The following is a 23,839-nucleotide window of genomic DNA, read 5'->3' as shown; positions in this document are numbered from 1 at the left end:
TCCGGTTCACACCAACATCGCGAGCAGCCACTGTGATGCTGCCATCCCCACGTTCCAGCGCCTGGAAAAACGCCACCGTCAACTCATCTGACAACACGATCCCCGCAACTCCCTGAAATTCAGGGTGTTGCGGGGATCGCTAGAACCCACCTCCGGGGTGCGGGTGCCGTATTTTGTGGCCGCGCCCGGCGAAACCAGCTCGTTGGACGCCCGGCAACCGCCGACGGCCACCCGCATGGGCGGTCACCTTATCCATCCGCAGACGGTACAAGGCCGGCGGGAGCCGTTCACAGCGAGAAATATGAAGTCGGAATTACATTCCGGCTACACTGGTAAGCAATGACCCGAAAACTACACGAGGCGGGTGGAAAGACGGGATCGGCGGCATATGGTCGTGGGACGTCCGAGAACAACCTTGACGGAAGCCCACTCGGGCACGACCACAGGCGAACCGAACGGCTCAGGATACTGCTTGTACCTCTTTCCGTCGGCGTGGCCGTATTTTTAGTGGCACGCATTATGTTCCAGCCCTTCGGAGACCATTTCGCCCTCCTCCCCTTGCCCCTGTCGCTTCTTGTCGTTATTTTGGTGCGGAACTCGATATGTCGCCGCGGCCATAGTGCCGCGGCAGGAGAACAGGAACGGCGGGAGCAGCCGGTCGTTGTGCACCGATTCGACTGAGGTCGCTCGCTGGCGATATCACCAGTAACGCCGGGATTCCTCTCAAGTGGGGACTGCGCATACACGGACTGCGTTAGCAGCCGTAGCGTGGATGATGGCAAGGGCATGCCCACCGCGGTCAGGGGCAGGCACGGGTGGCTGACCGTACCGTGGTGAGGGGAAGCAGGCCTGCCCGTTCCAAAATGGGCCGCGAGTACTCGCTGCAGTCGACGTGGATCAGTGTCCGCCCTCGGTGCCGGGCCGAGCGGGCCCGCTGGACCACCAGGGCTCGGTACAGCCCGCGCCCGCGATGGCCTCCGAGGCACGCGCCGCCCCACAGTCCTGCGAAGTCGGTTCGCTCCGGGAACTCGGAGCGGCCGGAGCACACCACGTGGCCGTCCTCATCACGTACCACCCACATCTCGAACGATTCAGGGGCGCTGCGCCACCGCTCGACCAGCTCGTCTTCCTGCAGTCGCATCCTTTCCGGGGAGTCCCCAAAAACCCGACCAGCAAGATTCTCCGCTTCTCGCAATGACGCTTCCGTTACCGCTCGTTCCACCGTGTAGCCACGAAGCTGCTCCGGGCCGGCGGCCGCGGAGATGAGCACATCCGCCTCGCCCGCCATGACCGTCTCCGGTTCTCCGAGAGCGAATCCGTGGTGCTGAAGCGTGGCGACCAGGGAGGGCAGGCGGTCATGTGCTCGGGTTTTCCACGAGATGTGGTCCACCCGAGAGTCCGAGGCGAACTTGGAAACCACACTGGCTATCAGGTCATCCAGTTCTGATTCGGCCGTGGGAAACGGGGCATGGGTGACGAATGCTCGGTGACGCTCAGGAAAGACCGCAGCGAGGACGGGACCGATCTTCACCACGACGGGCGCGTCGGCCACTTCAGCCGCGCCACGCAGCTGCGAGTCATAGGCGGCAAGGAGTGTCTGGGGCTGCATGTGGGAGAGCATGACACTGGACTCCCACCATGGCAACGGGCCTGCATCCGTTGGCACGCCCCCGCGGGATGACATGAACGTCATGCAGCCCATGCCATCCCCCGCCAGTCTTCGAGCCGCCCGCCAGCTCAGTCCCGCAGCACCGTGGCCCGCAGCAGCCGGCCCACCTGCGGGGTCTCCAGCAGGAAGCCGTCGTGACCGCTCGGTGAGGTGATGGTGTGCACCTCGTGCTCACCCGGCAGTGCGGCCGCGAGCTCGGCGGACTCCTCGGGCGGGAACAGCCGGTCCGAGTCCACGGCCGCCACGAGCCACTCGCACCGGGTGCGCGCGAGGGCCTGCCGGAGGCTGCCGCGGCCGCGGGCGACGTCGTGGGACATCAGCGTCTCGTTGACGCTGAGGTACGCGTTGGCGTCGAAACGGGCCACCAGCTTGAGCGCCTGGTGGTCCAGGTAGCTCTCCACCCGGTAGCGGCCCCGGTCCACGGTGCGGTGCGGGCGAGCAGCGCCCCAGCCGCCCCGGGGACCGGTGGCGTCCGCGATCCCGGCGTCGTCCCCCGACGCGCTTCCGCCCTGCGCCTCCCGGCCGAAGCGCGCGGCGAGCTCGTGCGCGCTGCGGTAGGTGATGTGGGCGATCCGCCGCGCCAGCCCAAGCCCTTCGGCGGGGTGCGGGCCCGCGTAGTAGTCGCCGCCCTGGAAGTGCGGGTCCTGCCGAATGGCGAGCGCCTGGGTGCGGCCCCATGCGAGCTGCTCCGCACTGACCCGGGCGTTCGCCGCGATCACGGCGCACGCCGTCACGCGCTCGGGGTGGCTCACGGCCCACTCCAGCGCGCGGGCACCCCCCATGGAGCCTCCGACCACCAGGCGCCACCGGTCGATTCCCAGCAGGTCCGCGAGCCGCGCCTCCGCGGCCACGGTGTCCCGCACGGTGATGCGTGGGAAGCGCGAGCCCCACGGTGCGGCGTCCGGCGCGAGGCTCGCCGGGCCGGTGCTGCCGTGGCAGCCGCCCAGGATGTTCGCGCACACCACGAACCAGCGGGTGGTGTCGATGGCCGCTCCCGGTCCGATGAGCCCGTCCCACCAGCCGCCGGTGTCCGCCGCGACACGGTGCCCGGCCATGTCGAAGGGCGCTGTGTCCCCGTACCCCACGGCCGTGCCGCGCGCCGCGTGCGAGTCGCCCGTGAGCGCGTGCTCGACCAGCACCGCGTTGGAGCCGTCCGGGGCCAGCTCACCCCACGTCTCGTAGGCCAGGCGCACGTCCGGCAGCCGGAACCCGGACTCCAGGGTGAGCTCCCCGATCTCCGCGGCCCGCACCACACCGTCCCGGCGCACCGCCGGGGCTGTCTGCACCACGGTCATGCCGCGGGCTCGGCGGCCACGTCCGCACGCGCCGTCGACGACGCCGCAGGGCCGCCTTCCGCGCCGGTCCCGGCAGCCGCGGCGGGCTCCGCACCGGCGTCCGCGATCGGCTCCATGCTTCCCAGGGGCCGGTCCGCCGGTGAGGTCGCCGGGTCCCGATCGCCCCGCTCGTGGGTCGACTCCTGGGTGCCCGGTGCCGCGGCCACCGCTGCGAACCCCGCTTCCAGGTCCGCCAGGATGTCCTCGATCCCCTCGGTGCCCACCGAGAGCCGCACGAAGCCCGGCTCCACGCCCGCCGCGAGCTGCTCGTCCTCGGAGAGCTGCGCGTGCGTCGTCGACGCCGGGTGGATCACCAGGGACCGCACGTCCCCGATGTTCGCCACGTGGGAGTGCAGGCTCAGCGCGTCCACGAACGCGATCCCCGCCTCCTTGCCGCCCTCCAGCACGAAGCCGAGCACGGAACCCGCCCCGCGCGGTGCGTACTTCCGCGCGCGCTCGTGCCACGGCGAGGACGGCAGCCCCGCGTAGGACACCGAGCGCACCTCGGGGCGGGACTCGAGCCACTCGGACACCCGCTGGGCGTTGGCCACGTGGCGCTCCACGCGCAGGGACAGGGTCTCGATCCCCTGCTCGATGAGGAACGCGTTGAACGGGGAGATGGACGTGCCCAAGTCCCGCAGCAGCTGCACCCGGGCCTTCAGGACGTAGGAGAGGTTCACGCCGAAGGCGCCGTCCGCGCCCAGGTCACGGGCGTACACCAGACCGTTGTAGGTGGGGTCCGGCTGGTTGAAGCCCGGGAACCGCTCCGGGTCCGCGCCGTAGTCGAAGCGCCCGGCGTCCACGATGAACCCACCGATCGCGGTGCCGTGCCCGCCCAGGAACTTGGTGCCCGAGTGCAGCACGATGTCCGCGCCCCACTCGATGGGCCGCACCAGGTACGGGGTGGCCACTGTGTTGTCCACGATCAGCGGCACCCCGGCCTCGTGGGCGATCCCGGCAACGGTCTCCACGTCCAGGACGTCGTTGCGGGGGTTGGGGATCATCTCCCCGAAGAACGCCACGGTGGTGGGGCGCACGGCGTCCCGCCACTGCTGGGGGTCGTCCGGGTCCGCCACGAAGGTGGTCTCCACGCCCAGGCGCGGCAGCGTGTGCTTGAGCAGGTTGTAGGAGCCGCCGTAGAGGGACGGGCTGGCCACCACGTGCGTTCCCGCTCCGCCCAGGTTGAGCACCGCGAGCGTGGCCGCGGCCTGCCCGGAGGAGACCATCAGGGCTCCCACCCCGCCCTCCAGCGAGGCGAGGCGCTTCTCCACCACCTCGGTGGTGGGGTTGGTCAGGCGGGAGTAGATGGGGCCCATGTCCTGCAGCGCGAAGCGCGCGGCGGCCGTGTCCGCATCCGGGAACACGAAGGACGAGGTCTGGTGGATGGGCAACGCCCGCGAACCCGTCACGGGGTCGGGGTTCTGGCCCGCGTGGATCTGGCGGGTCTCGAACGCCCAGTCCTGGGAGTTGTCGGGGGTGGGTGCAGTGCTCATGGCCGTGCTCCTTCTCGGAAGGATCAGGGGCCAGGCGACCGTCCGCACGGTGCCCGTACGAACGGGCGACCGGTGGCCCGCGCTTGCCGTGGACGTCGGACGACGTCACGGCCAGGTCTTCACCCAGGGCACCCCGCCGCGGTAGGGAGGGTTGCCGGTCAGCAAGCTGGGGCTTGGCGCTGACTCTCGTGACCTAGACCTCAAGTGTGGGAACCGGGGGGCCGCCGCGTCAAGTTCGGTGTCCGCAGTGTTGCACCCGCCGATTTGGACCCCCGTGTGACGGGTGCCACCATGACTGCATGAAGCTGGACCACGTTTCCTTCGCAGCGCAGCCGGACGGGCTGGAGGCCACCACCGAGCGGATAGCGGACCGCCTGGGGATCGAGCCCGTGAAGGGCGGCGTGCACCCCCGGTTCGGCACGCAGAACATGATCCTGCCGCTCACGGACCACCAGTACGTGGAGGTCGTGACCGTCCTGGAGCACCCCGCCGCGGACAAGGCGCCGTTCGGTCAGGCCGTCCGCGCGCGTTCGGAGGCTGGCGGCGGCTGGCTCGGGTGGGTCGTGGAGGTCCCGGACCTCGCCCCGTTCGAGCAGAAACTGGGCCGCCCCTCCGTGCCGGGCGGCCGGATCTTCCCGGACGGCCGCCGCCTGGACTGGCACCAGATCGGCGTCAAGGGCCTGATCGCGGATCCGCAGCTGCCGTTCATGATCCACTTCGACTCCGCGGACGAGATGCACCCCTCCCAGGCGCGGCTCACGGACGTCCGACTGACCGGCATGGACATCGCCGGCTCCCCCGAGCGCGTCACGGACTGGCTCGGTGGCCCTGTGGAGGACGTCCTGCGCTCGGTGGACGTCACGTGGTCCGCTCCCCACGGCACGCCCGGTCTCATGGCGGTCACCTTCGGCACGCCGGACGGGCCCGTCACCATCTGATCCGGCGGGGCACGACGCCGCCACCCACCCAGGCGGTCAGCCCGCCAGGAGCTGCGGTGCGAGGAAGCCGACTGCGTCCAGCAGGAAGTGCGCGACCAGAAGCGGCATCACACGCCCGTACCGGCGGTAGCACCACACGAACACGAGCCCCATGACCAGGTTGCCCAGCGCCGGTCCCACCCCCTGGTACAGGTGGTAGCTCGCCCGGAGCACTGAGGACACGATCGCCACCGTCCACCACGAGCGGCCCAGCCGCCGCATCCGTTCCGCGAGGAACGCCACCACGATGATCTCCTCCACGAGCGCGTGCCGCAGGGCGGTGAGCAGCAGCAGCGGAACCGTCCACCACGTGTTCTCCAGGGTGGACGTGGTGATCTCCGCCGTGATCCCGAGCGCCCGCCCGGCCTGGTAGAGCACGAGGGTCCCACCGCCCATCACGGCGAACAGCGCGAGGCCCCGGGCGGCGTCGTGCCCCGGGCGGCGCGCGTCCGCACCGATGCCGCGCAGGACCGCGGGGATGCGGGAGGTGGTTCCCGCCAGGAACCACAGGGCGAGCACCACGGGCACGATTGCGAAGCAGATGCTGGTGAGGCGCCGCAGCGCGTCGATCACCGGAACCGGGCTGAGGGGCTGGTTGAGCGTGGTGGAGCTCTCCGCGATCGAGGACTGCACCGCCATCTCCACGAGGTCCAGCACCGAGTACACCGCGGAAGCGCCCAGGGACACCCCGAGCACCAGCAGGATCTGCATGCGGAGGTCGGCGCGCGGCACACGGGGCGAGGTGTCGAGGGAGGCGATCACCCCACCATTGTGCGTGGTGCACCCGGACAGCCCCGCGAGCGACCTCGGTAGGGTGAACCCATGCACCCCGCCCCGGACACCTCCCCGCCCCACCGCGCCCTGCCGCCGGGGTGGCGCTGGCGGGATGCCCGGGGTGCCGGCGTGCTGGCCCTGGCCGGCGTCGAGCTGGTGTACCTCTCCGACTTCGTGCAGTCGGTCCCGTGGAAGGCGGATGTCGGGTGGGTTGCCCTGGGCGCCGTCGTGCTGGCCGCCCCGCTCGCATGGCGGCGTCGCTTCCCCGTGGCCGTGATGGTGGCGGTGTCCTTCGTGTACTTCGCGCTGGTCACGTGGGTCGGGATCGAGATGTACGCCTCCCAGGTGGTGCTGTTCCTGGGCTTCTACTCCGTGGGGGCCTGGTGCCCGGACCGCCGTCGCGCCACGTGGTCCCGCGCCGCCGTGGCCGTGGGGATGGCGGTGTGGCTGGGCTGGAGCACCGTGGAGCAGTTCACGGATCCGGAGGTGGGTGAGCGCGGCGTCAACGCCTACATGGCGATCGCCGCGATCCAGTTCGTCGTGAACATCGCCTACTTCGCCGGGGCGTGGGTCTTCGGCGACGGGGCGTGGAACGCGGCCATCGAGCGGCAGGAGCTCGAGGCCGCCCACGCCGAGATCCGGCAGCAGCAGGAGCGGCTCGCGGAGCAGGCCGTGAGCCTCGAACGGCTCAGGATCGCCCGCGAGCTGCACGACGTAGTGGCCCACCACGTCACGGCCATGGGCGTCCAGGCCGGGGCGGCGCGCCTCACCATGTTTCAGGATCCCCGCGCCGCCGCCGAGCACCTGCGCGGTGTGGAGTCCTCCGCACGGGAGGCCGTGACCGAGCTCAAGACCATGGTCCACACCCTGCGCGACGGCGAGGAGGCCCCCGACTCCGTGCCCCGGCTCTCCGACCTCGAGGCACTCGTGGCCGACGCCCGGGCGATCGGCCAGGACGCAGTGCTCAAGCGGATCGGCCCGGAGCCGCAGCTGCCGCCGCCGGCCCAGCTGGCGCTGTACCGCACGGCACAGGAGGGGCTCACCAACGCCCGCAAGCACGCCGGGCCACGGGCGGTCGTCACGGTGCGGCTGCGCACGGAGGCCAGCCGCGTGGAGCTGGAGATCAGCGACAACGGGCGCGGCGCCCGGCCAGGGAAACCGGCCGCCCACGGCACGGGCACGGGCCTGATCGGCATGGAGGAACGGATGGCGTCGATGGGCGGCACACTGGACGCGGGCCCCAAGGCGGACGGCGGCTGGCTCGTGCGGGCCACGGTGCCCGTCCACGCCCCGCAGGAGGTCCTGCCGTGAGCCTGAGTGTCCTGCTCGTGGACGACCAGCCGCTGATTCGCCTCGGCTTCTCCGCCATCCTCACGTCGCAGGAGGACATGGAGGTGGTGGGAGAGGCCGCGGACGGCGAGGAGGCCCTGGAGCTCGCCGCGGCCCTCGACCCGGACGTGGTGTGCATGGACGTGCAGATGCCGCGGCTGGACGGCATCGAGGCCACCCGTCGGCTCGTCGCCTCGGATTCCCGTGCCGCCGTGCTGATCCTCACCACGTTCGACACGGACGAGGCCCTGTTCGCGGCGCTCTCCGCCGGTGCCTCGGGGTTCCTGCTGAAGTCCGCGGGACCCGAGGAGCTGATCCAGGCGGTGCGGGTGCTGGGCCGCGGCGACGCGCTGCTGGACCCTCTGGTCACGCGCAGGGTGCTGGCACGCACCGTCGAACCGGCGGCGGAGGTCGATGCGCAGACCGGCCGTGCCCCGGCGGGTGACGCGGCGGCGTCGTCCGCCGGCCGTCCCGGCCCGGAGTCCGAGATCGCGGACGGGCAGGACGACGCCGCCCGCGCGGGTCTCACCGCCCGCGAGACCGAGGTGCTGGCCGCCATGGCGCGCGGCCTGTCCAACGATGAGATCGCGCGCGAGCTGTTCGTGGGCAGGGCCACGGTCAAGACCCACGTGTCCAACGTGCTGCTGAAGACGGGGGCGCGTGACCGGGTCCACGCCGTGATCTGGGCGTTCGAGCACGGTGTGACCGGTGCCTGAGACCGGCCCCACCGCGCAGTGGGCGTCTCCTCCCCCGGGCGGAGGATCGCGGGGGTGCAGAATCCGCCGCCCGGGGGAGTCGGACGCGGGCGTGACTTCCTAGGCTCGAACCATGATCACAGTGAACGGGGTGAACAAGTCCTTCGGGTCGGCGCACGTGCTCGAGGACCTGACCTTCAGCATCCGCCCGGGCCTCATGACGGGGTTCGTGGGCGGCAACGGCGCGGGCAAGACCACCACCATGCGCATCCTCCTGGGGGTGCTCTCGGCGGACTCGGGACGGATCGAGGTGGACGGCTCCCCCATCACCGCCGACTACCGCGCGGGCATCGGGTACATGCCCGAGGAGCGTGGGCTGTACCCCAAGATGACCGTGCTGGACCAGCTGGTCTACCTGGGCCGGTTGCACAGCATGACCGGCGCGGACGCGAAGGCCCGGGCCATGGCGCTGCTCGAGCGCCTGGGGCTCGCCGGCCGCGCGGGCAGCCGGCTCGAGGAGCTGTCCCTGGGCAACCAGCAGCGGGCCCAGATCGCCGCCGCACTCGTGCACGACCCGGTGGCCCTCGTGCTGGACGAGCCCTTCTCCGGGCTGGACCCCCACGCCGTGGAGACCACGGTGCAGGTGCTGCGGGAGACCGCGGACACCGGGGTTCCCGTCCTGTTCTCCTCCCACCAGCTGGACGTCGTGGAGCGGCTGTGCGACGAGCTCGTCATCCTCGCGGACGGGCGGGTGCGCGCCGCGGGCTCGCGCGCCGAGCTGCTGGCCGCCCACGCCGTTCCCGAGTGGGAGCTCGACGCCGCCGCGGACACCGGCTGGGTGCGCGAGGCCCCCGGCGTGGAGGTGCTCGCCTTCGACGGCGGGCGCGTCCGCTTCCGGGCGGCCTCGGACGCCACGGCCCACGCCGTCCTCACCGAGGCCGTGGCCCGGGGCACCGTCCACCGCTTCGGACCCGTCACCCGCACCCTGCACGAGATCTTCACGGAGGTCACCCGATGAGCACCGCCACCGCCACCCCCACGAGCACCACCCACCAGCGCCAGCCACGGCGCACGCCCTTCTGGTCCGCGGTGGGCACCGTGGCCGCACGCGAGATGGGGGTGAAGGCCACCTCCAAGCCCTTCATCATCACCACGCTGATCCTGCTGGCCGCCGCACTGGCCGCCACGCTGCTCGTGCCACGCCTGGGCGACCTGTTCGCCGGGGACGCCACGAGCGTGGCCGTGGTGGACCAGACCGCACCGTCCGTCCAGGCCCTCGGCGAGGACTACGCTCCGCAGACCGTCGCCTCCGCGGACGCGGCACGCGAAGCTGTGCTCTCCGGCGCGGCCGACGCCGCCGTGGTGCCGGATCCCGGCAGTCCGGCCGGTGTGAGTGTCCTGGCCATGACGGACGCCCCCTCGGGTCTGGTGCAGGCGCTGTCCACGAGCCCGGGGGTGGAGCTGCTGGACCCCGCAGCGCCGAACCCCGCGCTGCGGTACCTCATGGCCTTCGGCTTCGGACTCGTGTTCTTCATGGCCGCCGTGACGTTCGGCCAGCAGATCGCGGTGTCCGTGATCGAGGAGAAGCAGTCGCGGGTCGTGGAGATCCTGCTCGCAGCAGTCCCGGCGCGGGCCATGATGGCCGGGAAGGTACTGGGCAACGCGGCCATGGCCATCCTGCAGGTGGCGCTGCTGGCTGGGGCACTGCTGCTGGGGATGCAGATCAACGGCAACGTGCTGCCCCTGGACGGGATGGGTGTGCCCATCCTGTGGTTCGTGATGCTGTTCTCCATCGGGTTCGTGATGATCGCGGCCCTCTACGCCGCCGCGGCGTCCATGGTGTCCCGGCAGGAGGACATCGGCTCCACGTCCATGCCCGTGATGATGCTGATCATGCTCCCCTACTTCGGTGTGATCTTCTTCAACGACAACCCGGAGGCGCTGCGCATCATGAGCTGGATCCCGTTCTCCGCCCCGGTGGCCGTGCCGCTACGCATCTTCCTGGACCAGGGCGAGTGGTGGGAGCACATCGGCTCCCTGGTGCTGCTGATCGTGACGACCGCCCTGGCCATCTGGCTCGCCGCGGTGATCTACGAACGCTCCATCCTGCGCACGGGCAAGGCGCTCAATTGGCGGGAGGCCCTGAGGGGCTGACGGCCTGGCCACCGGTCGCGGACCCCGGTCCCGCAGCAGGCGGGTCCGGCGCGCGAAGGTTTGGGGCGCGGCTCCCGCGCCGGGCCTGGCAAGCCGCAACTGGAACGCAGCGCCACCCCGGTGGGCCGTGCGGTGAGACTCCCGCACGGCCCACCGCCGCGTCCCTAGACTGGGGCGCATGACTTCCGAGCAGCAGACCTTCCCCGTGGCACCCCGCCGTCCCGTGGAGCGCACGTTCCACGGTCACACGTTCGCCGACCCCTACGAGTGGCTCCGCGAGAAGGACTCCCCCGAGGTCCGGGCGCACCTGGACGCCGAGAACACCTACGCGGAGGCCGTCACCGCGGACCTCGCCCCGCTGCGGGAGAGCATCTACACGGAGATCAAGGACCGCACGCAGGAGACGGACCTCTCGGTCCCCAGCCGCCACGGGGACTGGTGGTACTTCGCCCGCACCGTGGAGGGCGGCGCGCACCAGGTGTTCTGCCGGGTTCCCGTGGCGGACCCTGCGGACTGGACCCCGCCCGCCGTGGAGCCCGGAACGCCCCTGGACGGCGAGCAGACCCTCCTGGACGCGAACGCCGCGTCCCAGGAGCACGAGTTCTACGCCCTGGGGGCGTTCAGCGTCGCGGAGGACGGCTCCCGGCTCGCGTGGTCCGAGGACACCGCCGGGGACGAGCGGTTCACCGTCTACGTCAAGGACCTCACCACCGGGGAGCTGCTCGCGGACCGGATCCCCCAGACCTCCTACGGCGCGTTCCTCACCCCGGACGCGGCCCAGGTGGTCTACACCGTGGTGGACGAGTCCTGGCGTCCGTACCGCGTGTACCGGCACGTGATCGGCACGGACGTGGCGCAGGACCAGCTGCTGTTCCAGGAGGACGACCCGGGCCTCTGGCTCGGCGCCGAGCTCTCCGCGGACAAGCAGTGGCTCATGCTGTCCTCCTCCTGCTCGGAGTACAGCGAGTACCGCATCCTGCGCCTGGCTGAGCTTCCCGCGGACGACGCCGCCGTGCCGGGTTCCCATGGCCAGTCCGCCGGGGCGGCCCCCTCCACCGCGCACCGGGACGCGCCCGACGAGTGCACGGGAACGGCGCCCGGTCACGGTGATGGCACGAAGAAGGCACGCGCAGAGACCCCCGCGGACCTGCCGTGGCGGGTTGTCCTCTCGCGGGACGAGCGGGTGCTCTACGAGGTGGAACCCCTCACGGTGGCCGGCACCGATGTCCTGCTGCTCTCCCACGACGCGCACGCCCCCAACGGGCGCATCAGCCTCATGCCGCTGGAGCACGCTGGGTGGAGCCTCACGGAGGTGGACCTGGTGGACGTGGTCCCGGCCTCGGACACCGTGCGCGTGGAGTCCGGCATCCCCACGGCCACCCACCTGGTGGTGGCCTTACGTGAGAACACCACACCCCGGGTGCGCCTGATCCCCCGCACGGCCCTGGAGCCGCTGGTGGCCGGGGCGGCGCACGACGGAACGGGCGCGCGGGCGGGCGGAGCGGCGTCGTCGTCCCCGGACACCGGCACGGCGGCGGACGCCGGGCTGCTGGCCGGGACCGAGGCCGCGTTCGACGAGGACCTCAGCAGCACCGGCGTGCTTTCCGCGGAGTACGAGAACCCGGTGGTGCGGGTGTCCTACACGTCCTTCGTGACGCCGCCGCGCGTGTACGACATCCCCACGGGCGAACCCGGGGCCGGTGCGCTGGACGAGTTCGGCGTGGGCGAGCCCGTGCTGCGGCGCGAGGCCACCGTGCTGGGCGGGTACCACAGCGAGGACTACACCGTGGAGCGGGACTGGGCGGTCGCCGAGGACGGCACGCGGATTCCCGTGAGCCTGATCCACCGCGCGGACCTGGACCCCGCGGTGCCCGCGCCCGTGCTGCAGTACGCGTACGGCTCCTACGAGATCAGCACGGACCCGGCGTTCTCCATCTCGCGGCTGTCCCTGCTGGACCGTGGGGTGATCTGGGCCGTGGCGCACGTGCGCGGTGGCGGTGAGCTGGGGCGCGCGTGGTACGAGAACGGCAAAAAGAACACCAAGACCAACACGTTCACGGACTTCGTGGCCGTGACCCAGCACCTGGCCGCGCGCCCGGACGTGGATGCGCGGCGGATCGCGCTGATGGGCGGCTCGGCGGGCGGTCTGCTCGCGGGCGCAGTGCTGAACCTGGCCCCCGAGCTGTACTGCGGCGGGCTGGCCGCGGTGCCGTTCGTGGATGCGCTGACCTCCATGCTGATGCCCGAGCTGCCGCTCACCGCCCTGGAGTGGGAGGAGTGGGGCAACCCCGTGGAGTCCGCGGAGGTCTACGAGTACATGCGCTCCTACTCCCCCTACGAGAACGTGCGGGACGCCGACTACCCGCCGATCCTCGCCGTCACGAGCCTCAACGACACCCGCGTGCTCTACGTGGAGCCCGCCAAGTGGGTGGCCGAGCTGCGCACCCGCGTGGCGCACCCGGAGACCGTGCTGCTGCGCTGCGAGATGGCCGGCGGCCACGGTGGCGCGTCCGGGCGGTACGCGCAGTGGAAGGACACCGCGTGGGAGTACGCGTGGCTCGCGCGGCAGCTCGGGGTTGCGGACTGACAGGGGTCCCAGCACCCCCCCCCCGGGGATGAGGCCGTCAGCGCCCCGCGCTACTGGTAGTCGCCCAGGTCCAGCCTGAGGTCCAGGTCCTGCCGGACGTGGTCCAGGTGCTTCAGCTGCAGCGGGTGCAGAACGCCGCCCAGCATCCGGGTCCAGGAGACGGGGTAGCCCACCACCTCGCCGCGCTCCTCCCCGGGGAACTCCGCCGCCTGGTCCGCCCAGTAGCCCATTCGGCGCTCGACCTCCCGCAGCCACTCCGCGGTCAGGGGGGTGTGGGAGCGCACCAGGTAGGCCCCCATGCCCACGAGCCGGTGGTGGTGCCACGCCAGATCCGTGCCGAGCGCGCCGGTCAGCCGGGTCACGTCCTGTGCTGCTCTCTCCGGGTAGCCGCTCAGCCACGCCTGCTGGTCCGCATCCATCCGCGCGAAGGCGGCCTCCCAGGACGTCACGGGCGCCTTGAGGTCGCAGTAGCCCCCGCCCTGGTGGTGCATGAGGTATGCCCGCAGGTAGTCGGAGCGGTGGACCAGGGACAGGTTCTCGTACGCCGGGTGCAGCGGATGCCCCGGCACCAGCCACTGGTCCAGGTTCTCCCGTGTGACCAGCTCCACGGGCAGTCCGATCCGGTCCCGCATCACGTCCAGGTTGGCGCGTCGCCGCGGAGTCAGGGGATTGTCCCCGAGCCACAGGGTGACCACGCGCCGCGGCAGCTCCTGCGGCCCGTCCGGGGCCGGGGGCGTGCGGGCCACGAAGGAACGACGGTAGCGGGCGGCGTCGAACTCGTAGGTCGTCAGACGTGCGTGCCACGGCGCCGCCGTGGTGACCGCGGCGAAACGGAGGGCCTTCTGGGTTCGGCGGCGCCGCTTGTTCACCACGAACAGCGCGTGCTTGACCTGGCGCGCGGCCATGAGCGGATCCACCGGGCTCACGCGGCAGGCTCCGGCTGCAGCGCCCCCACCGTCCGAGGGCTCAACCAGTCCCCCACATGCCCGGCGACAACCTGCTCGGCCGCCGCGGTGGCCATCGCCGCGCTCGTCTGGAAGCCGTAGCCACCCTGCCCGGCGAGCCAGAACACGCCCTCGGCCGCGGTGTCCCAGCCGCACACGGGCACGCCGCACGCGCGTTCCGTCCGCAGTCCGGTCCACGCCTTCACCACCCCGGTGATGCGCAGTGCCGTGTTCTGCTGGACGGTCGCGATCAGGCGCTCGACGGCGCCCGGGTGCGGTTGCGCGTCGCACGCCTCGCTGGGCTCGGACTCCCCCACCGAGATCATGGCCCCCACGGGGTCGGGCCGGTAGTACCAGTGCTCTGCGGCATCCATGACCATGGGGTGCTCCGCGGGCATGGCCGAGTCCAGACGGACCAGGGCTGCGGTGCGGCGCAGCGGCTGCAGCCCCTGCGGCGCGGCACCCAGCAGCGAACCGACGTGCTCCGCCCACGCCCCGGCCGCGTTCACCACGGTGGCCGCGCGGACCGTGTCGCCCGGGTCCGTTCTCCGCCCGCCCACCACGGGCGACAGCTCCCAGACCTCACCGGACCGCTGCGCACCGGCCACGCGGAACCCCGTGCGGATGCTGACCCCGGCCTCCTCGGCCCGGCGCCTGTGCCACGCGAGCAGTGCCGAGGCGTCGGAGCGCACGGCGGAGTCGTCCACCGCGGCGGTGCGGTAGCGCGCCGGGTCCGCCCGGAGCTCGGGGCACAGCGCCAGCAGCTCTGCGTCGGTGGCACGGCGCAGGCCAGGCACCGTCTCCGCCGCGACGTGCTCGGCGGAACCGGCCACCATGAACGGGCTCGGCCACACCAGGGGCGAGGGCAGCTCCGCAGAGACCTCCGACAGCCGGGCAATGGACCACCGGGTCAGCTCCAGCACCGGTTCCGGGCCGTAGCTGGGAATGAGCTGCTGGGCGGAGCGCGCGGAGGTGTGCTGGGCGACGTCGTCCTCCGCCTCCAGGAGGCAGATGCCGTGCCCCGTGCCGCGCAGCCACGCCAGTTCAGAGGCCACGGACAGGCCCGCGATGCCCGCCCCAATGATCACGATGTCGAACTGCATGAGCCCATGGTGTCACCGCCACGGCGGCAACCCGTGCACGGCGGGCGGCGCGCAGGCTGCGGACGTTGGATGTCGGACGCCAGACCTCGGGCACACGAAGAACCCCGCCCCTCACCATGACGGTGAGGGGCGGGGTTCTGCGACCGACCCGGTCGATCGGCTCGGCCGGGTCAGCCGGTCATCGACGAGCGATGAGGTGCCTGGATCAGGCGGGGATGTTCAGGACCTGACCCGGGAAGATCAGGTTGGCATCGGCCACGGAGCCGGCGTTGGCGGCGTAGAGGGCCTCCCAGCCACCGTTCACACCCAGCTTGTTGGCGATGGTGCCCAGGGTGTCCCCGGCCTGCACGGTGTAGGTGCCGGCGGCGGGAGCAGCCTGCTGCACGGGGGCGGCGGGAGCGGTGTACTCGGCCACCGGAGCCTGCTGCACCGGAGCGGCCTGCTGCACGGGAGCAGCCTGCTGGACCGGGGCGGCCTTCGGCGCGGGAGCGGCCTGCTGCACGGGAGCAGCCTGCTGGACCGGGGCGGCCTTCGGCGCGGGAGCGGCCTGCTGCACGGAGGTGGACTGCGGGGCCACGGAAGCGGCCGAGGCGACGCCGCCGCCGTTGCCGTGCAGGCCCAGGCTTGCGGAGCAGGCGGGCCATGCGCCCCAGCCCTGGCCGGCGAGAACGTTCTCGGCCACGCGGACCTGCTCGGCCCACGAGGCGTTGTGGGCGGAGCCCTGGCCACCGAAGGCGGCCCAGGTGGACGGGGTGAACTGCAGGGCGCCGGAGAAGCCGTTGCCGGTGTTCGTCGAGGCGTTGCCACCGGACTCGCACTCGGCGAGAGCGTTCCAGGTCTCCATGGAAGCAGCGTTGGCGGGGACGGCGAACGCGCCCACGGCCAGGCCGCCCATCATGACAGCAGCGGTACCACGGCGGATAGCGGTTGAAGTCTTCATCATGCTCCGTCAGGCCACCTGCGCTCGTTCCCATCCCTGGGTGTCTTCGCGCCGTCGTCTACCCATAACAGTTAGGTGTGAGGGGTAGAAACTACGGAATGCTGCCATGTAGACGACGTACGGTGTGCGGCAGCATCCAGCACAATCCAGACGACGGATCGTGTGCGTCTGGTAGCGAACTTCCGCTCAGGAGAGTTCGCTGAGGAAGTTGTAAATAACGATAGCGTAACGGTTGCCCCGAGTTCAAGAGCTTCGTTACTTTTTCGTTATCCCGCTTTGGGGGACAACCCCCATCGCGGGCATGTATCACGGCACCCTGGCCGGTCAACCTGAGCCACGGTAGGTCACCCCCGCGTGACGGGTCAACCCAGGGAGCCCCGCGCTGTGCATAACGGCCGGATACACCGTTGATAACGGGAAGATTTCCCCCGCGCTATCCCGCGCTCCAGGCGGCGATCACGCTGGCCAGACGGGCCTTCTCGTACTCGGCCTCCCGCTGCTGGAGAGGCTCGGGCGCTGCGTTGCCGTGGGACTCGTCACACAGTGCCGGCGGGGCGGGGAGGTCGGGACGGTGGACCACCGCTCCGGCCTCGTGGGCGATCAGCGCGCCGGCCGCCCAGTCGTGCTCGTGCAGCGCCCGTTCCGAGTAGCCGTCCAGCGTGCCGTCCGCGACCATGCAGAGGTCCAGGGACGCGGCCCCGAGCCGTCGCATGTCCGAGTAGTCCTCCATGGTGTCCAGGAAGGATCCGAACTGTTCACGACGCACCTGGGCGTCGTAGGAGAAGCCGGTGCCGTAGAGCGCCCCCCGCTGCCCGGGCACCGGACCGCTCAGGCGCGTGTCCCTGCCCTGGCGTCGGACCCATGCGCCCAGGCCCGTGATGCCGTAGTACACCCTGCCGAGGGCTGGTGCATTGACGACCCCCACGAGCCAGTTCCCCTGCTCGTCGCACGCCGCCACCGACGTGGCGTAGTAGACGATGTCCCGGATGAAGTTGGTGGTGCCGTCCAAGGGGTCCACGGACCATCGCAGCCCGGAGCGCTGCGGCGGCACCCAGGTGCCGGACTCCTCACCCGTGATGGCGTCGTACGGCCTGCGTTCCCGCAGCACCGCCGTGACGGCCTCCTCCGCCGCGACGTCGAACGCGGTGACCCAGTCGCCGTCCGAGGACTTGGTCACCGCCTCGAAGGCCGCCGCATCCCGGCCGCGCAGCACCTGCGCCCCGGCCTCGGCCGCGGCCAGCGCCACCTCCAGGAGCTCCTGCAGCTCGTCCGTACCGGGCCCCAGGCCCTCGAGAGCATCCGCCACCGGTTCCCTCACTCCCCTTCCGCGGGAGTCGCACCCGTGGTTCCGGGAGCATCGCCGGCGGCCCCCTCGGCCAGGTCCGTGCCCTCCTCGTCCCCGAAGGCGTCCGGGCCCTCCGCGAGCAGCCGCTCGAACCCCGACTCGTCCAGCACGGGAACCCCCAGCGACTCGGCCTTGTCCAGCTTGGTCCCGGCGTTCTCCCCCGCCACGAGGAAGTGCGTCTTCCTGGACACGGACCCGGAGGCCTTGCCGCCGCGCTTCAGAATGGCCTCCTTGGCGGAGTCACGGCTGAAGCCTTCGAGGGAGCCTGTGACCACCACGGTGATCCCCTCCAGGGTGCGCGGGGTGGACTCGTCCACCTCCTCCTCCATGCGCACGCCCGCGGCGGCCCACTGCTCCACCACGCGGCGCCGCCAGGGCTCGTCGAAGAACTCCCTGACCGCCTGGGCGATCACGGGCCCCACGCCATCGGTCCCGGACAGGGTGTCCAGGTCCGCAGAGCGGATCGCGTCCATGCTGCGCAGGGACGTGGCCAGGGAACGGGCCGCCGTGGGGCCAACGTGCCGGATGGACAGTGCCACCAGCACGCGCCACAGCTCGGTGTCCTTGGCCTGCTCCATCTGGGCGAACATCTGCTCGGTGGTCTTGGACGGCACGCTGGGCCTGGCCCTGGTGGGTTTGGTCCAGAAGTACGGCACCAGCTCGGGGGTGATCCGCTGCGTCTTCTCCCCGGTCTCCTTGTCCGTGACCGTGCGGCGGGAGTCCCGCCACACCATGACGTCCCGCAGGTCCTCGGGGGTCAGGTCGAACAGCCCGGCCTCGTTGCGCAGCGGCGGAACGGAGAAGTCGCTCCCGTCCGGTGCGTCCAGCGGCACCGGCTGGGTCAGCGCCCTGGCGGCCTCCTCCCCCAGGGCCTCGATGTCGAAGGCGCCACGGCCGGCCGCGTGGTTCACCCGCTCCTTGAGCTGGGACGGGCAGGTCTCCGCGTTGGGGCAGCGGATGTCCACGTCCCCCTCCTTGGCGGGGCGCAGCGGGGTGCCGCAGGACGGGCACTCGGTGGGCATGACGAACTCCCGCTCGGTGCCGTCCCGCAGCGCCACCACGGGTCCCACGATCTCGGGGATGACGTCACCGGCCTTGCGCAGCACCACGGTGTCCCCGATCAGCACGCCCTTGGCCTTGACCACGTCCTGGTTGTGCAGGGTGGCCATCTCCACCGTGGAGCCGGCCACGCGCACGGGATCCATGAGCCCGAACGGGGTCACCCGCCCGGTGCGGCCCACGTTCACCAGGATGTCCACGAGCGTGGTGTTGACCTCCTCCGGCGGGTACTTGTACGCCACGGCCCAGCGCGGCACGCGGGAGGTGTAGCCCAGGCGGAACTGGGTGCGGCGGTCGTCCACCTTGACCACGATGCCGTCGATCTCGTGCAGCAGCCCGTGCCGCTTGTCCCCGAACTCGGCAATGAACTCGAGCACCTCCGCCACGGTGGAGAGCACCCGGGAGTACGGGCTCACGGGCAGGCCCCACCCGCGCAAGATCTCGTACGCCTCCGACTGCGTCTCGAGGTCGACGCCGCGCACGTACCCGATGCCGTGCACGAACATGGACAGGGGCCGCCGGGCCGTGACCTGGGGGTCCTTCTGCCGCAGGGAGCCAGCGGCGGCGTTACGGGGGTTGGCGAAGGGCGCACGCCCCTCCTCCACCATGGCCTCGTTCAGCGTGCGGAAGTCCTTCGAGGAGATGAACACCTCGCCACGCACCTCCACCTCCTCCGGGAGGTTCTCCCCGGAGAGCCGCTGCGGGATGGTCGTGATGGTGGCCACGTTGTGGGTGATGTCCTCGCCCGTGGTGCCGTCACCGCGCGTGGCGGCCCGCACGAGCACGCCGTCCCGGTACAGCAGGTTCACGGCCAGGCCGTCGATCTTGACCTCGCTCAGCCATGCGACCCCCGGGGCGCCGGGCAGCTCCGCGACCTGCTTCTCGGCGCGCTCGAGCCACGCCACGAGCTCGTCCGTGGAGAACACGTCCTCCAGGGAGTACATCTTCTCCAGGTGCTTGACCGGGCTGAAGGCCGCTCCGACCTCCCCGCCCACCTCCTGGGTGGGAGAGTCGTTGGCCTTGAGCTCGGGGTGCAGCGCCTCGAACTCCTCGAGCGAGCGGTAGAGCTGGTCGTACTCGGCGTCCGAGATCACGGGCTGGTCGTGCACGTAGTACGCGGCGCGGGCCTCACGGACCCGGTCCGAGAGCTCGGCGTACTCCTCCCGCAGGGCCTCGCTGGGCTCCTCGGGGTTGAGACTCTGGCCGCTGGCGTCCGTGGCGGGCTGCGCGCCCTTGGCGTTGACTGTGCTCACCGGACCATTGTGACCCAGGACTCCGACAGGCACGAGCGGCGGCCCCCGCGCCCCTCCACGGCCGTCACGCGGCGCGCCCCGGCCGGGCACCGGACACCTCCCCCGCGACCGCCCGGCCCCACGGCAGCGCCACCAGCACACGGTGTCCATGCCCGCGCATCGCACCCGCGGCACGCAACGGGCCCCTCGGATCCGTGGATCCGAGGGGCCCGGCGAGCAGTGCACCGCTACAGAGCGGCCACCCGAAAGTCCGCGTGCGGGCGGCCCCGCTTGGGATCCCACACCTGGACGCGAGATGCGCTCCAGTGGGCGCCCCGACCGTCGTCGTCCACCGCGACCGCCACCGTGGCCGGGAGGCGCACCGGTGTGGCGAACTCCACCGACCACGTGAACGGCACCTCGGACGGCACGCCCGTGAGCGCGAGCGCGCGCGAGGCCGTGTACATGCCGTGGGCGATCGCACCCTTCATGCCCAGGGCCCTTGCCGAGGGGTCCGAGAGGTGGATGGGGTTGTAGTCCCCGCTCACCGCGGCGTACTCACGGCCGGTCCCGGCGCCCAGGGACCACTGCCCGGTGGGCTGCGGCGCCTCGAACGGCGCGTGCTCGCGCTGCGCCTCGTCCTCGGCGCCCGCGCGGGGCGCGTCACCGGCGATGGCGGTGTGCACGCCCTTGGCCAGGTATCCCGAGCGTCCGGCCCACGCCACCGAGCCGTCCTCGCGCGTGAGGGTCACCACGGCGTCGAGCATGGTCCCCGCGCGGTGTGCGCGCAGGTTCTCGGTCCACGCCGTGGCCGTGACGCGCTCCCCCACGGCCACGTCCGAGACGTGGTGGACCGTGTTGGAGATGTGCACCATGCCCAGCACCGGCAGCGGGAAGTCCTTGCGCGTGAGCACGGACATGGCCACGGGGAACGCGAGCGAGTGCAGCGCGCCGGAGAACACGGCGGTCTCCGCAGAGCCCGGGGCCATGGGCCGCAAGCTGGCGTGCACCACGCGGCAGAACTTCTCGTGCCACTCGGCATCGGCGGACAGGCCCTCGACCACGTGGGCCACGCGCGGCAGCTCGAGCGCACCGGAGACCTTCTCGGCACCCGGTGTGCGCAGCGACGCGGGCAGCACCCGCCCCACGGGAGACTTCCGCAGCGCGGGCAGCACCTTGCGGGAGGCCGACGACGCCGCGCCGCCCGCCGCGCTCGTGGCCGCACGCGCCCCGGCGCTCGCGTAGAGGGCAGGCAGCTTCACCGCGCCCGAGGGCGTGGTGCGCTCGTAGTCAGCAGGAACGGACGGAACGGAATCCGTGGCGCTCACGCGATCACGCCCCCACCATGCTCTGCCCGCACACGCGCAGGGTCTGGCCGTTGATGCCGCCCGCGGCGTCCGAGAGCAGGAACGTGATGGCCTGCGCCACGTCCACGGGCAGACCGCCCTGCTGCAGGGAGTTCAGGCGGCGGGAGATCTGACGGCGCGCGGCCGGGATCTTGGCGGTCATGTCCGACTCGATGAAGCCGGGGGCCACCGCGTTGATGGTGCCGCCCTTCGCGGCGATCAGCGGTGCGGTGGCGGCCACCAGACCGATCACGCCGGCCTTCGAGGCGGCGTAGTTGGTCTGACCGCGGTTGCCCGCCACGCCGCTCGTGGAGGCGAGGCACACGATGTGCGGGGTGGCGCCCAGCTTGTCGGAGGCCAGCAGCGTCTCGTTGATCCGCAGCTGCGACTCGATGTTCACCGCGATGACCGAGTTCCACTTGGCCTCGTCCATGTTGGCGAGCATCTTGTCCCGGGTGATCCCGGCGTTGTGCACCACCAGGTCCAGGCGGCCGTAGCGGGAGGCCACGAGGTCCAGGATCTTCTGCCCGGCCTGCGGGTCCGTGACGTCCAGCTGCAGGGCGGGCACACGCAGCTCGTTGGCCAGCTTGGTCAGGGCGTCCCCGGCCGCGGGCACGTCCACGGGGACCACGGTGGCCCCCGAGGCGGCCAGCGTGCGGGTGACCTGCTCGCCGATCCCGCGCGCGGCGCCGGTGACCACGGCCACCTTCCCCGCCACGGGGTGCTCCCAGTCCACGGTCGCGTCACCGCGGTCGTCACCGACCGTGAGGAACTGCCCGTCCACGTAGGCGCTGCGGCCCGAGAGGAAGAAGCGGATGGCGCCCGTGACGCTCGGGGCGTCCCCGGCCACACCGTCCGCGATCAGGATGCCGTTGGCGGTCACGCCGCCGCGCATCTCCTGAGCGATCGAGCGCAGGATGCCCACGACGCCCTGGCGCGCCGCGGCCTGGGCCGGAGCCAGCTGCTCTGCGCCCGCCACGGTGCCCGACGCCGCTCCGGTGCCGATCCCCGGCGCCGGGCGGGACAGCGTGATCACGCGTCCGCCCGGACGCAGCTTCCGCAGCGCGGAGGCCAGCTCCAGCGCCGGGGCGCCGAGGTCCGCGGGGCTCTCGATGCCGGTGTAGTCGATCAGCACCGCACCCACGCGGTCCACGTCCGCCGCGTGGCGGCGCACGTCCAGGTTCCAGCCGAGCAGTGCCGACGCCGCGGCGTCGCCCGCCGTGCCCTTGCCGAGCACGAGGACCGCGCCGTCCGGGAAGTCAGCGCCCGCCTGGTAGCGGCGCAGGGTGACCGGCCGGGGCAGGCCCAGCTTGGAGGCCAGCTGCTTGCCGAGCCCCGAGTTGACCATGTCCAGATAAGTGTCCGTCACGTGAAGTTTCTCCCTGATCTCGTGGTGTCTCGATTGCCGTGGTGGGTGTTCAGACCGAGCGCAGCAGCATGGCCACGCCCTGGCCGCCCGCGGCGCACACGGAGATCAACGCGGTCTGGGGCTTGCCCTCGGCCTTGGCGCGGGCGGCGAGCTCCTTTGCGGTGGAGGCCACGATGCGCCCGCCGGTGGCGGCGAACGGGTGGCCGGTGGCCAGCGAGGAGCCGTTGACGTTGAGCTTGGATCGGTCGATCGAGCCCAGCGGGGCGTCCAGGCCCAGGCGCTCCTTGCAGAACTCGGGGGACTCCCAGGCCTTCATGATGGACAGCACCGTGGAGGCGAACGCCTCGTGGATCTCCACCAGGTCCAGGTCCTGCAGGGTCAGCCCGTGGCGGGCGAGCAGGCGCGGGACAGCGTAGGCGGGGGCCATGAGCAGGCCCTCGTTTCCGGTGACGAAGTCCACCGCGGCGGCCTCGGAGTCCACGACCTCGGCGAGCGGGGTGAGGCTGTGCTCAGCGGCCCACTGCTCAGAGGTGATCAGCACGGCGGAGGCGCCGTCCGTGAGCGGGGTGGAGTTGCCGGCCGTCATGGTGGCCTCCCCCGCGAGCTTCTTGCCGAAGACCGGGTTCAGGTTGCCCAGCTTCTCCACGGTGGAGTCCGGGCGCATGTTGTTGTCCTTGGTCAGACCCTTGAACGGGGTGACCAGGTCGTCGAAGAACCCGCGGTCGTACGCGGCGGCGAGGTGCTGGTGGGAGGCGACGGCCAGCTCGTCCTGGGCCTCACGGGTGATGCCCCAGTGCTCGGTGGTCAGGGCCTGGTGCTCACCCATGGACAGGCCCGTGCGGGGCTCCCCGGAGCTGGGCACGGCGGGCGCGAGGTCCGCGGGGCGGACGTCCTTGAACGCCTGGAGCTTCTGCATGGTGGTCTTGGCGCGCTGCAGCTTGAGCAGTGCGCGGCGCAGGCCCTCGCTCACGGCGATCGGAGCGTCGGAGGAGGAGTCAACACCGCCGGCGATGCCGGCCTCGATCTGGCCCAGGCGGATCTTGTTGGAGATGGAGCTGACGGTCTCCATGCCCGTGGCGCACGCCATCTGGACATCGTAGGCCGGGGTGGCCGGGTCCAGGGCGGAGCCCAGCACGGACTCGCGGGTCAGGTTGAAGTCGCGGGAGTGCTTGATCACGGCACCGGCCGCCACGGCACCCAGGCGCTCACCGGCAATCCCGGTGCGGGCCACCAGGCCGTCGATCGCCGCGGTCAGCATGTCCTGGTTGGACGCGTTGGCGTAGGCGCCGCCCGCGCGGGAGAAGGGGATGCGGTTGCCCGCGACCACCACGGGGCGGGTGCCGGAGGTGCCCGCGGGGTGCTTTGCGGCGGACCCTGCCGCGGGCGTGGCGCCGGTGCCCTGGGCGGTCGAGGTCTTGGCCGGGGTGCTCTGCGTGTTCTCGGTCATGTCTGCTCCTTGAGAGGGGGTGTGTGCGACGTGGGTCACTTG

18 protein-coding genes and 1 riboswitch are annotated in these 23,839 nt (G+C 71.6%); of the genes, 6 read left to right on the top strand and 12 right to left on the bottom strand.

The window, feature by feature from the left end:
* Positions 1-799: 799 nt before the first annotated feature.
* The 3 genes from QL985_RS03460 to QL985_RS03450 all read right to left on the bottom strand — a co-directional run bounded on the left by QL985_RS03460 (position 800) and on the right by QL985_RS03450 (position 4,496).
* Positions 800-1,609, bottom strand: a complete 810-nt coding sequence (locus QL985_RS03460) for a hypothetical protein (RefSeq protein WP_070636443.1) — start codon at positions 1,607-1,609, stop codon at positions 800-802.
* A gap of 128 nt (positions 1,610-1,737) precedes the next feature.
* Positions 1,738-2,964, bottom strand: coding sequence for a homoserine O-acetyltransferase (locus tag QL985_RS03455; protein ID WP_191550901.1), 1,227 nt, complete (start codon positions 2,962-2,964; stop codon positions 1,738-1,740).
* The gene (locus QL985_RS03450) at positions 2,961-4,496 is read right to left on the bottom strand and encodes a bifunctional o-acetylhomoserine/o-acetylserine sulfhydrylase (protein WP_070636318.1); all 1,536 of its coding nucleotides are present in this window, start codon (positions 4,494-4,496) and stop codon (positions 2,961-2,963) included. The genes QL985_RS03455 and QL985_RS03450 overlap by 4 nt, the downstream gene beginning before the upstream one ends.
* Positions 4,497-4,570: 74 nt before the next feature.
* Positions 4,571-4,690, bottom strand: a riboswitch (SAM riboswitch).
* 105 nt (positions 4,691-4,795) lie between these two features.
* Between QL985_RS03450 and QL985_RS03445 the strand changes: the two genes are divergently transcribed.
* The gene (locus QL985_RS03445) at positions 4,796-5,434 is read left to right on the top strand and encodes a VOC family protein (protein WP_047979057.1); all 639 of its coding nucleotides are present in this window, start codon (positions 4,796-4,798) and stop codon (positions 5,432-5,434) included.
* A 36-nt stretch (positions 5,435-5,470) separates the two neighbouring features.
* Here QL985_RS03445 and QL985_RS03440 read toward each other — a convergent pair whose 3' ends face one another.
* On the bottom strand, positions 5,471-6,235 hold the full coding sequence (locus QL985_RS03440; protein ID WP_101888458.1) for a CPBP family intramembrane glutamic endopeptidase: 765 nt from the start codon (positions 6,233-6,235) through the stop codon (positions 5,471-5,473).
* A 60-nt stretch (positions 6,236-6,295) separates the two neighbouring features.
* Between QL985_RS03440 and QL985_RS03435 the strand changes: the two genes are divergently transcribed.
* From QL985_RS03435 to QL985_RS03415, 5 genes are all read left to right on the top strand, one after another.
* On the top strand, positions 6,296-7,558 hold the full coding sequence (locus QL985_RS03435; RefSeq protein WP_145000819.1) for a sensor histidine kinase: 1,263 nt from the start codon (positions 6,296-6,298) through the stop codon (positions 7,556-7,558).
* Positions 7,555-8,292: a response regulator transcription factor gene (locus tag QL985_RS03430; protein ID WP_145000821.1), complete on the top strand. Its 738-nt coding sequence runs from the start codon at positions 7,555-7,557 to the stop codon at positions 8,290-8,292. The genes QL985_RS03435 and QL985_RS03430 overlap by 4 nt, the downstream gene beginning before the upstream one ends.
* A gap of 112 nt (positions 8,293-8,404) precedes the next feature.
* On the top strand, positions 8,405-9,289 hold the full coding sequence (locus QL985_RS03425; protein WP_070636312.1) for an ATP-binding cassette domain-containing protein: 885 nt from the start codon (positions 8,405-8,407) through the stop codon (positions 9,287-9,289).
* Positions 9,286-10,425, top strand: coding sequence for an ABC transporter permease (locus QL985_RS03420; RefSeq protein WP_259921788.1), 1,140 nt, complete (start codon positions 9,286-9,288; stop codon positions 10,423-10,425). Before QL985_RS03425 ends, QL985_RS03420 begins: the two co-directional genes overlap by 4 nt.
* A gap of 178 nt (positions 10,426-10,603) precedes the next feature.
* Positions 10,604-13,012: a prolyl oligopeptidase family serine peptidase gene (locus QL985_RS03415; RefSeq protein ID WP_290147588.1), complete on the top strand. Its 2,409-nt coding sequence runs from the start codon at positions 10,604-10,606 to the stop codon at positions 13,010-13,012.
* 50 nt (positions 13,013-13,062) lie between these two features.
* Here the strand turns inward: QL985_RS03415 and QL985_RS03410 are convergent, their stop codons facing one another.
* The 8 genes from QL985_RS03410 to QL985_RS03375 all read right to left on the bottom strand — a co-directional run bounded on the left by QL985_RS03410 (position 13,063) and on the right by QL985_RS03375 (position 23,797).
* A complete protein-coding gene (locus tag QL985_RS03410; protein ID WP_259921780.1) occupies positions 13,063-13,938 on the bottom strand; it encodes a hypothetical protein in 876 nt (291 codons plus the stop codon).
* Complete coding sequence (locus tag QL985_RS03405) at positions 13,935-15,059, bottom strand: FAD-dependent oxidoreductase (RefSeq protein ID WP_121566805.1); 1,125 nt, start codon at positions 15,057-15,059, stop codon at positions 13,935-13,937. Before QL985_RS03405 ends, QL985_RS03410 begins: the two co-directional genes overlap by 4 nt.
* Before the next feature lie 205 nt (positions 15,060-15,264).
* Complete coding sequence (locus QL985_RS03400) at positions 15,265-15,999, bottom strand: transglycosylase family protein (protein WP_183085982.1); 735 nt, start codon at positions 15,997-15,999, stop codon at positions 15,265-15,267.
* 433 nt (positions 16,000-16,432) lie between these two features.
* Entirely contained in the window at positions 16,433-17,305 is an 873-nt protein-coding gene (locus QL985_RS03395) for an inositol monophosphatase family protein (RefSeq protein ID WP_100205701.1), read from the bottom strand.
* A gap of 8 nt (positions 17,306-17,313) precedes the next feature.
* Positions 17,314-19,656, bottom strand: coding sequence for an NAD-dependent DNA ligase LigA (gene ligA, locus QL985_RS03390; protein WP_271074061.1), 2,343 nt, complete (start codon positions 19,654-19,656; stop codon positions 17,314-17,316).
* Positions 19,657-19,883: 227 nt separating this feature from the next.
* Positions 19,884-20,963 carry a MaoC/PaaZ C-terminal domain-containing protein gene (locus QL985_RS03385; RefSeq protein WP_121566633.1) on the bottom strand — a complete coding sequence of 360 codons (1,080 nt, stop codon included), beginning with the start codon at positions 20,961-20,963 and terminating at the stop codon, positions 19,884-19,886.
* A gap of 4 nt (positions 20,964-20,967) precedes the next feature.
* A complete protein-coding gene (locus QL985_RS03380) occupies positions 20,968-22,350 on the bottom strand; it encodes a 3-oxoacyl-ACP reductase (protein ID WP_145000832.1) in 1,383 nt (460 codons plus the stop codon).
* 49 nt (positions 22,351-22,399) lie between these two features.
* The gene (locus tag QL985_RS03375; protein WP_121566635.1) at positions 22,400-23,797 is read right to left on the bottom strand and encodes an acetyl-CoA C-acetyltransferase; all 1,398 of its coding nucleotides are present in this window, start codon (positions 23,795-23,797) and stop codon (positions 22,400-22,402) included.
* Between the last annotated feature and the right edge of the window lie 42 nt (positions 23,798-23,839).

This window comes from Kocuria sp. APC 4018 (assembly GCF_030407675.1).
GTDB classification, from domain to species: domain Bacteria; phylum Actinomycetota; class Actinomycetes; order Actinomycetales; family Micrococcaceae; genus Kocuria; species Kocuria rhizophila.
This window is presented reverse-complemented; position numbering and strand designations above follow the sequence as displayed.

Excerpts from the sequence above, each read along its gene's own strand:
- QL985_RS03460 (WP_070636443.1), bottom strand. The coding sequence starts at position 1,609 with ATGCAGCCCCAGACACTCCTTGCCGCCTATGACTCGCAGCTGCGTGGC.
- QL985_RS03455 (WP_191550901.1), bottom strand. The coding sequence starts at position 2,964 with ATGACCGTGGTGCAGACAGCCCCGGCGGTGCGCCGGGACGGTGTGGTG.
- QL985_RS03450 (WP_070636318.1), bottom strand. The coding sequence starts at position 4,496 with ATGAGCACTGCACCCACCCCCGACAACTCCCAGGACTGGGCGTTCGAG.
- QL985_RS03445 (WP_047979057.1), top strand. The coding sequence starts at position 4,796 with ATGAAGCTGGACCACGTTTCCTTCGCAGCGCAGCCGGACGGGCTGGAG.
- QL985_RS03435 (WP_145000819.1), top strand. The coding sequence starts at position 6,296 with ATGCACCCCGCCCCGGACACCTCCCCGCCCCACCGCGCCCTGCCGCCG.
- QL985_RS03425 (WP_070636312.1), top strand. The coding sequence starts at position 8,405 with ATGATCACAGTGAACGGGGTGAACAAGTCCTTCGGGTCGGCGCACGTG.
- QL985_RS03420 (WP_259921788.1), top strand. The coding sequence starts at position 9,286 with ATGAGCACCGCCACCGCCACCCCCACGAGCACCACCCACCAGCGCCAG.
- QL985_RS03415 (WP_290147588.1), top strand. The coding sequence starts at position 10,604 with ATGACTTCCGAGCAGCAGACCTTCCCCGTGGCACCCCGCCGTCCCGTG.
- QL985_RS03405 (WP_121566805.1), bottom strand. The coding sequence starts at position 15,059 with ATGCAGTTCGACATCGTGATCATTGGGGCGGGCATCGCGGGCCTGTCC.
- QL985_RS03400 (WP_183085982.1), bottom strand. The coding sequence starts at position 15,999 with ATGAAGACTTCAACCGCTATCCGCCGTGGTACCGCTGCTGTCATGATG.
- QL985_RS03375 (WP_121566635.1), bottom strand. The coding sequence starts at position 23,797 with ATGACCGAGAACACGCAGAGCACCCCGGCCAAGACCTCGACCGCCCAG.